Consider the following 10311-nt stretch of genomic DNA (forward strand, 5'->3'; position numbering starts at 1 on the left):
GGGGATAAAATGGAATGTAATACGCAGAAATAACGCATAAATTTCAAACAGCGATAGTTAAAAAGTGAGCTGGGTCAACTCCCCCACACTGAGTCGGTGGGGGAGAATTCGTTTAGCCTGCGATGATATAACTCTTCAATCCATTATCCGGGGCTATAACCAATGCCCGGCATGTTGCCAGGCGCTCGACCTGATTCGGTATTCGTCCTGAAAAATCGAAGAATGTGTCACCCGTACAACGCCAGTAACTTAGTCCCATATCGAGCAACACATAATGTTCACTGCCATCGCTGAAGGTCACGCTCAGTTCACGTCCGTGATCGGTGTTCTGATTATCTCCTGCTAACCATGAGATTTTCCCTGACCAGGCTGGCCCAAGGTAGCCCTCTTCCAGCAACCTGGTCATAACTTGCTGGCGATCCTGCTCATCAAGCCATGCGTTATAGAGTGAATCGTGTTGGCGAGAACTGTACTCTAACTTTTTAACTGAAACAGTGAGTTCGGCGCGTTCTGCCAGCCCCTGTTCAACCAGTTCCGTCAAAATTTCACCTAACAAACGTACAGTAAACGGGCTATTGAGATAACGATCACTATAATGGACGTGAGTAATTTCGCATCGATTAGTAAAGGCCTTCTTCCAGCCAGCATGCTGCTGAGCTATCAGTGCCCAGAAACGCGAACCAAAACCTTCCACCAGACCGTCAAGTTGTTGGCTGAGATTGATGCGTACCGCCCCAGCGGGTAACACTGGCAGTAAGTCTTCTGCACTCAAGGGCTGACCCGAGAATGTTTTTCTGGACGCCCTTTTAATCGTCACTACCGGCGATGCTGAACTTTGTCCCCATAATTCACCGGGCGAAACGGTGGCACTGTCGGCAGCGGCCCACTGTTGGGTTTGCCCCTCACGAATGACCTGTGCCAACAAGATCCCTTTCCCTTGCACAAGTTGCGCAGTGGCTATAGATTTCACTTGCAAGCGTTCACCCGGTATCGCCGCTAGCGCGGAAAGCTGATGTCTTGTGCTATCAGCTAAGTTTTCCAGCTGTGTGGCAATCAGCAACTCAACATTGCCCCCAGAGGAAGCAAACTGGAGTAACTCTTTAAATAATGGCCATTGCGCAAAACTCCACTGTTCATGCGACCCAGCAAGAACCAACGAGCAGGAATCATAAACCTCGCTGTTCAGGCATTGCGCAATACGCAAACTGAGTGGGTTGGTTTCAACCCGGCTACTTTCTCCGAAGTACTGATATTCTGGCGCGAGATTAAGCCGCTGTAGACGAAGATTAGTGAGCAGGGTTAATGCCTGATGACGATCTAATTTACCTACATAATGCTGACTGTCGTAGCTGAGCAAGCAGTGGTGACAGAATTTATCACAGCTGCAATCGAGCAATTTTCTGGCATAATTAAAGACATCCGACCAATTATCGATCAATTGCACTGCATAACCCGCACCACCAGCATTATTATCGTAAATAAAGATAGAATATCCAGTGAAGCCATCGATATCGCGCGCTTGCTGCGTCGTCACGCCCAGCTCAGTATTTTCGATACCCAATTTATGCGCTAATCCTTCACGCAAAGCAACCGCAAGGGAACGCGCGGCAACATCATCCCTGATCAATAAGCCATTATCATCACTGAGTTGCAGCTCAACCATATCTGTACGGCTGCTATATCCCAACCACAGATCTTTATGAACATGACCGTGGCACAATTTATTGTTCCCCTGCCGATCATTACTACCGCCTCTCAACAGGTAGTGCGTATTTTCCTTCTCCGGGTTCTTTAGATTCTCCGGAGTACGCTGGGGCTGGGTTTGAGATTCTGCCCGGCCACAGGAAAGACAAATTGCGTAGCCATGACCAAATTCACCCTCACTGAAGTGGAACAATTCCCCGCTATGACTAAAACGGTAACGTCCGAGTCCAGCATCGGGTAAGGAGACCCACACCGAAGAAGGTACAAGAACACGAGGATCTTTCCAGGGAAGTTGCGCAGGCATGGATACATCATTATGTGCCTGATAACGAATGTCTGTCGCAAAACCGACAGGCTGTAAATACCGCTTCACATCAAGCTGCTGTATATCTGCCTTGCAGTGGCAACATTCGACAGGCCGGGTGGCGCTGGTCGCTCCCGCGCCGCATTTACGGCAATGCCAGAACCACGGAATATGATGATCGCCAGACAGCTCCTGCCCGCTGGCAAGTACTTTACCAAGCATAATACCCGAGGAACGATACACTTTTCCGCCCAATACCACATCAGCACCAGGAGCATATTCACGTAATGCTGTGGGCAGGTCACGGCTGGGCAGTTTTTCAATGCGGCGAGAAAAGTTTTCTCCCCCTTCATTAGGGTCAGCCTGAGTGGCTTTTATTGCGCGACGTCTTTCCAGTTCATCCGCGGTCAGATAATTGAAATTGACCACGCCAACCGGGAAACCATGACCCGGCAGGAACGCTTCACTGATGAGTTTAGAAAACAGATAAGCACCGCGATAATCACGAAGCTGATAAGTGATTGCTTTGCCTGCTGGCGTTTCTTCCCACGCGCTGTTATCTGTTTTCAACGCTTCGATGTTTTCCAACAGTATGGCAAGTTGGCTTCTCCAACGAGTATCAACCAGCTGCATCATCGTTTGCGTACGAGTCAAGAGCTGTGTCGGCGTCAATGACATCAGTACAGTTCCCTGGGTAAGGCGTTTAAGTTTATCCGCCAGCTGATCGGCCTGATGATTTAACCAATGGAGAAAACGAAGACACTGGCTCTCATCACCCTCAAAGAACCATTTACAACTCAGTTTTGTCGCATCAGGAACTTCAGCTCGTAAAAACGCGCCTAAAACCAATGCGTTAACATGCCGCTGAACAATACTACTGCTACCAAAACGAACCCGTGGGGCACTCGCAACGGTGTTGAACGCCCAGAGAGGGTCTTTGAATACCTCCATTCCATGCGCGGTGTTTTTACATAACGTAATGGCGGCAGATGCGCTTTCACCGCGACGGCCAGCACGGCCAGCACGCTGCAAATAATTCGCCGGAGCCGGAGGAACGTTATTCATCGCGACCAAACTCATACCACCAATATCCACGCCCATTTCCATGGTCGTGGAACAGTTCAACACATTGACTTTCCCTGCTTTAAATTGTTTTTCATTAAACTGGTTCTTCTCTGGTGTTCGCTGCGCTGAGTGTTCCTCCAGACGATACCAGCTATCTTTCAGGGCCAATCGATCGCTGCGAGTAGACCATACCCCCTCTTCCCGAGCATGTTGAATGAGTTCATTACTTTCCAGCCAGTGCAGGCGCTCTTCTCGCGCCATTTCTCCACCACCGGATAAACGCCAGTGACGCGCAGGAAGCTCAGGCATTTCAATCAATACAGCTTTTTCAGGTGCTATCTCTTTGCTACCTGGTAAATACGGAGAATAACCCAATAAAGTGACATCTAACGCACGGCGAGTATAGGGGCAACGCCAGACTTGCTTTGGACTGTAAAATTCAGCTTGTTGTTTAATGTCCAATTGATAACCAGATTCAAACTGACGCAGGCATGGTCGAATAGCTTCCCAGACCTCATTCATTAAGTAATTAACCAGCGCTTTCCAGTGAGCCTGCTCAGGCTGTATTGCCGGAAAGACAGCAATTAATAGCTTAATGACCCGGTTATAATGGCGATCGCGTATTTGTGGCCAAAGTTGATCACGTTTCTGCCCTTTGTATTTTTTATCTGGCCCCTGCAGCATTTTTACCGGGAAACGTGCTCCCATCCAGCGAGGGTACTCCTCGTTTTCGTAAAAAACGGCACTGTTTTCACGTATAAAGAAATCAAGGGTAATCTTCAATAAATTACGCCATTCCGGTAATTGCTTATCGGGGTCGGGTAATAATGTCTTCCAGTCCTGCGGGCAGGTTGTGACTTTATCAATAAATGGATAGTGAATGGCCACCAGCCCCAGACTTTCGAGGGTCCAGGCATTTTTGGGGCGGCGACCAAACTCACTGTATAAACAAAAATCAGCAAACTGTTGTTTAGTAAGCTCAAGTCCAGACAAGTCTTTAAAACTGCCTCTCATTCTATCGGCAAGGTCCACACTGCCAACCAGCTGTTCAGACAGAGTTTGCCACGACATGGTTTTCTTCTGCTGATTGCCAGAATTGGCCAGGAGTATGTGCATCGCTTCAGCATGTTCCTGGCTTAAGGAACTAACCATCGGCTCGATAATTCTAAGTGCCTGAACGTCCGCTAGGCTAAGCTTCTCATTCGCAACCATCGCTTTTTTCAGTGCGTCGATGGAATTTTTTAAAGGGAGGACAGAAAACTGGGTAATAACTTTCTCTAACAGTGCACAGTGGGCTGGGCTGAGCATTCCTGATGGCTCTGCAATATTTGCCAGTTCCTGATAACAAAGGGTTCGTAACGTAGCTTTATCTGCGTCCTGCTGTAATCGGGCAGAGATACGGGCGGTTCCCTGACGTGAATCCGTAAAGGTGAGCAAGCGTCGACCATTAAACGGTCCTAACTGCTCTTCTCTTGTTTGCGGTAAAGGCGAAAATTCAAGCAGAGTAGGAATAATTTCATTTAAAAAAAAGGGCGCACCGAGTCGAAGCGGACGGAACAAAAGATTATTTTTCCGTTGGGTGTCACCACAACAAACACAAGCAAAGGAATTATTGCGTCCCTCACCTCGAGATTCAGGTCTTAGCAGATTTATCTCATAGTGCTTTTGCGCCTCGCGGTCGATTTTACCCGCCGTCGCTTCCTCCAGTGAAATGATATATTTTTCACCATCGCTCGCTATAAGACGATCAAATTGAGAGTTATTTTCTAATTCGTTATTATCTTCATCTTCAGAATAAACATCGAGGTCAAGAGCAAATTCATCCTCTTCGGCAGCAGCAGGTTGCGCCACCAACCAGTTCGTTCCATCACCGCGCACTTCCTCTTTGGCAGACAAATAAGCTGAACCACACCCGGAGCAACGTAAGATTTCAAATACAGGCGCACCACAGTCACAATATTGGCGTTGTTCAAACCATACCTGACCAAATGGCCAGTCACTCTCACCTAATTCACTCGCTTTATGTGCGCATTGTTTATTTGAACATGCCCATAGGCCCGCGAGTGTTCGGATAAACCCATGCATACGTAATGGCGTAAAAGCTAGTGAAAATTTAGATTCACCCTCTCGCGATTTCGCCATCAGATCGAGAAGCTGCAGCAGCTCACGGTGATTAATGTCTGGCCAGGTTCTTCTGGCAACATTGAGCAATTCACTCAAACGTACCGCCAGGCGTCCGGGGCGAGTTAACGCCTGACGCAATTGCTGGGCCACACGGTAATGACAAAGCTGTTGGTAAAGTTCCTGAGAACTTAGTGAGTTAAGAGATGCTAAAGATGTGGGATATTCATGACGAATAAGAGACTCCGATATCGGCGGTATTTGTCGATAGCCGCGAACTACTTTTACATCACGTTCTGTGACGCCCGCGAGATCGGCAACAAATTTAGCAAGTTCTTTATTACCTTCAGGAGAATCTTCACCAATAGTGGCCGAGGTAGCAATGATTTGCACAGGTTTATCTGTACCAGGTCCAACATTGAAGGCCTGCATGACGCGACGTAAAAGCAGCGCTAACTCAGCTGCCTGAGAGCCAATATAACTGTGAGCCTCATCAAGGACAATATACTTCAGCATTCCCTGGGACTTTTCAATGATAGGGGCATCTTTGCGACGAATCAGCATATATTCCAGCATCGTGGTATTCGTCACCATGATGGACGGTGGGGCTTCATAAATGGCTTCCCGACTCAATGCCTGTTCAGGTACTTTGAGCTGGTCTTCCTGAACTTCATATTTGGTATGCCGGGTTTCGCCATTATATAGCGCGAAGCGTATTTTCCCTTTAAACCCGCGAGTCCACTCGCGAAGCCGCTCCTGCTGGCTATTTATTAACGCATTCAACGGATACAAGAAAATAGCTTGCATCCCTGTTAGTGACTGCCGGGTCAAATTTTGCTGACGAATAAGATCTTCCAGCACCGGCACCATAAAACATTCTGTTTTTCCTGACCCTGTACCACTGCTCACTAATAGGGACTGCTTGTCTTCAAGAATCGTTCGCCACGCAGTTAGCTGATGACGGAACGGCACTGGCGCATTGCTCAAAGCATCAACCAGCGGGCTGGAGATCAGTTTGTCACGCAAATCCTCCATTGTTTCATCTGCAGGCATCCAGCCAAACGTACTTTCGAATACCGGATCTGCAAGCAGTGACCCCCCCAGACCTGAAGGCTGGAAATATTGAGATTCCAGATATTGACTCAACGACTTGCTCCGCAATGCCAGCTGACTTACCACCGACCTCACCGCACGCTGATGAAGCTGATTTAGAAGTGGCGCATAATGCAGTTGCTGAACGTTCATCAATGACATACTCCTGCTTGTTCAAAATAATACTGATAGATAACCCCCAATTGCTGCGGGGCTTGCTGATAGTGAAATTCAAAAAGTGCAGTTAGCTGATGCATAAGTTTATTTTTTCTTTGGGAGAGCAGCGCCGCGACTAACATCAAATTAAAACGTTTTTCAAAACGAGTGTGATATGTGTTTTCGATCCAAAATTTATTAAAAACAGATTTAAGATCTGGAGTAATAGCACTATCCCAAAGCTCTTTAGAAAAAGTACTGATACGTCCAAAACTATCTGGGTTTCTTAATAACATCTGTTTGGCATCATTAAACTGCTCGCGGCTTACAGATGGCAATACAGTGCAACCTGCAGGTAATATCTCACTATGTGTAAGCAACATATTAGCGATGGGAACTAATCGACGATCGATATGCGCTCGATGATTTATAAATGCAATAAATGGCTGTAGTATATTTAATGCAAATGCCTTATCATTAATCTGTTTTTCCAGAGAACACCAACACTGTTCAAAGACATCTTCCCATATTGAAACAGGAATCCACCCCCATGAGAAGGGTAATTCCTCCTGTATATCATAAATAGTATCACTATCCCCAGAAAGACATGATGATATTAACAATTGAACAACCACGCAATAATTACTCGTAATCTCTCTAAATAAATCCAGTTCCAGCAAAGGCAAGCTATTATTCAACTTGTATTTTTTAATGTATTCAACTAACAAATAACAAGAGTTTTGCAAAGGATTATTGTTAATTTCCAAAAATAGCGCATTACAATATTCCTTGCGTTGTTCTGGCTCTGCGTTGCATATAGCATTTAGAAATAAATCATTTGTCTGTAATGTAGGTAACATCCATTTAATCACTGGTGCAATACGAATTGCACCATCAATTTCACCCACAATTAACCATGGGCCAACTTGAGTATTCAACGTCGAGAAATCATAACCAGAATCATCTTTTTTCAGCAGGACTGTGCATAAGTCAGGAGCATTAAGAGAAATGGCTTCAACAACCATGTCGTCTATTTTATGGTAAGGAAAAACAATAGAATCTTTTATATCAACCAGTAATCTTTCATCACTCTCAATAAAACGGCCATCGTAGCGTTTAATATTGAGTGTTGTTTTGTCCTTACCAAATCTGTCAGAGTAAAAATCAACACGTAATGTACTATCATTTTTCCATGCACATGCAAGCATGGCGTTCAGCAGATTATAATTCTCATAAAGTGAAATTTGTTGCAACTTTTCATTACGGCCAGATAACAATGGAATATCCGCATGTAAATAATGAAATTTTTCAGACATCGGGTTTTCATCCAACAACTCGATATTAAGATATCCTTTCCCGGCACAAGATATTGTTAACAGCTCAGCGTCCACACCATGCAAATGTGCTATAGATGCAACACCGTCAAAATGAACAGAACCATCATTACTTACAAACCGTCCACCGCTAACGGGCTTAGGTAATAACAATTTAAGATTAGAACCATCTTTCCAGGATACTCGTAAATTGATGGTGCTTTCTAGCATCTGCGATGAATTACAATCAATAACACACTCGTTTTGCAAATAATCTGATTTAAGTGTTACCTTTTCATTGTTTGAATATTTATCAACCCTTGCATCCGTTATACCAGAGAGTACAATAACACCTTGCTGAGCAGTCTCGGGAATAATTTGAATATCGAAATCTGCTGGCAAAATCACAACTTTACCGCTAAATAAAACTTCACCATTGACTATTCGCCTGACTTCTATCTGCCCTTTCGGCATTACTGATGCGATAGAAAACCAGGAGTTGTTACCTGAACGAATGGATCTCCAAAAAAGTTCGTTCTCTGGGACAATGCCATGCTGCATATCCTTTTTCCAGCCGATCTTTGGCCAGGCACGATGGACAGGATAATCAGATTTTACCAGATCGATCTCTGTCGGTTTTATATAATACTCAATCGCAGAATCATAAAGTTGCTGCGTGCGAATCGTACAAACTGCGCCATCATGTAAAACAACGCTGAATACTCCGCTTATTTTAGTTAAGCTGCGTTCACTATTTTTCAGCAACCTCGGGATATCAAACTCACCTTCTCCACTAATATCCAAATGACTATTTGTCGGTAGCGAAATAAAAAGAGAGTTTTGCCTGGAACTAACAGAGCCCATGCCGACAAGTTTTAACTGTGACTCGCTCTCATTCATCGCTTCAAAAACCCATGGTAAATCTTCAGTAAGCTCATAACCCCCTTTGGGAATTACGTGACCTAGCAGAATCGGCCCTTCATGGAGCGACAACGAGATTTCGGTCATCGCATCTGCCCCAGAGAGTTTTTGCATAGCGAAGGGTAATAACTCTACTCGCCAATCTTGCTGTTCATAACGGCTTAGCATTGCTAACCGGGCACCACCATTTCTCCATTTTGCAGAAATGATGAGTCGTGTCTGTTCCGGCTGAATATTGCATTCAAACAGGGATATTAACTGTTCAGTACGCATTGTGGCCGGAAATCGAAACCGGGCATCGCAATACCAACTGTCATCAACATCAATCCATATCCTTTCAACCAGCACATTGCTTGATATACGGGGCTCTGAAGATTGAGAAAGTAGTCGTCTTACAATCTCTGAGGCATTCTCTTCCGGGAGTACCAACGGAAGTTGAAGATGCCAGTCAGGATATTGTTTGCGTAGTGAGGAAACGGGGTCCTGACCATGAGTGGTATGCTCATTGAGTAACGTATGAAGTGTCTCGCAAAATTCACCAGCTATTTCATAGACGAGTTCATTTTGCATTGTCACAGGAATAGTGTCGCCCAGTTCTTGTGCGATTATCTCCGCAGGACGCCTTGACGATTGCCCACGTAGTGCCTGATAAATTCGTCTGAAATAGGTTATTAAATAGCCACTTTCATTTTCAATCATTCGGATGGGCAAACCGCCTTCGCAAGCCAGAGTATGCAGATAACCCGATGCTTGACCCAGACTTCTCACCTTTCTTTTCCAGTAACGAATCCCATCATTTACCAGCTTTTGCCGATGTGCGTAAGGTACCTTCCAGCCAATCGATTCTAAAATAACGTCCCATCTTGGATGTCCTGCAGTATGGTTACGGCGGATAAACTCAGCGGCGTATATGCTGAACAAAACATCACTGTAAGAAATGAAAATGGTTTTGGGGTAGTTACGTGGAACATGGGCACGAAGAAGAGCAGCCAAACTTTCATACTCTGCATCATGACAACGGTAAGCATACAGCGCCCTCCCATCAGCTCCGGGTAATGAACGACTGCTAAAAAACACATTGAGCCATCGCAAAAGTGGGTTAACTGGAGTTTTCACAAGCAACCTGCCTTCGATTGATACAATTAGTAACAGATTACTATGATTGCAGGAAAGCTCAACGCCTGAGACCAACCAAATATGATAGAAATCATGTATATCTTGGCGAAAGTTGATACAATCAACGAAGATTCACTGGCTTAAAGGCCATATATCTTACAAGGTGTACATACAATTTTTACACCAGCATTACTAATTGTGATTATTACAGGAACAACAATGTTAGCTCAGCTTTTTGAACATTTGTTTCAATCAATTGATTCCACACTCGTCACAAACATTTTTATTTGGGCTGTTATCTTTGTATTTTGTGCTGCATGGTGGTGTGATCATAAAAATATTCATAACAAATTCCGAGAGTATGCTTGAAGTGGTTTACTGAATTTGGCCACCTGAACAGAGGTGATATGCTCACCTCAGAACAACACAGGTGCTCCAATGAAAAGAAGAAATTTTAGTCCTGAATTCAAACGCGAATCTGCTCAGCTGGTTGTCGATCAAAACTACACCGTCTCTGAT

The 10311-nt window shown here is 45.0% G+C and carries 2 protein-coding genes and 1 pseudogene; 1 reads left to right on the top strand and 2 read right to left on the bottom strand.

Annotation, left to right across the window (positions count from 1 at the left end):
• Window positions 1-112: 112 nt before the first annotated feature.
• Both ABRZ28_RS23320 and ABRZ28_RS23325 read right to left on the bottom strand, forming a co-directional pair.
• Window positions 113-6439: a motility-regulating DEAH-box RNA helicase gene (locus tag ABRZ28_RS23320; RefSeq protein ID WP_330521716.1), complete on the bottom strand. Its 6327-nt coding sequence runs from the start codon at window positions 6437-6439 to the stop codon at window positions 113-115.
• Complete coding sequence (locus tag ABRZ28_RS23325) at window positions 6439-9798, bottom strand: STY4851/ECs_5259 family protein (protein ID WP_330521717.1); 3360 nt, start codon at window positions 9796-9798, stop codon at window positions 6439-6441. Before ABRZ28_RS23325 ends, ABRZ28_RS23320 begins: the two co-directional genes overlap by 1 nt.
• A 213-nt stretch (window positions 9799-10011) precedes the next feature.
• Between ABRZ28_RS23325 and ABRZ28_RS23330 the strand changes: the two are divergent.
• Window positions 10012-10158 (top strand): annotated as a pseudogene (locus ABRZ28_RS23330) (hypothetical protein); the annotation flags it as partial.
• Between the last annotated feature and the right edge of the window lie 153 nt (window positions 10159-10311).

The sequence above is a fragment of the Brenneria sp. g21c3 genome, assembly GCF_040240345.1.
Taxonomy (GTDB): Bacteria; Pseudomonadota; Gammaproteobacteria; order Enterobacterales; family Enterobacteriaceae; genus Brenneria.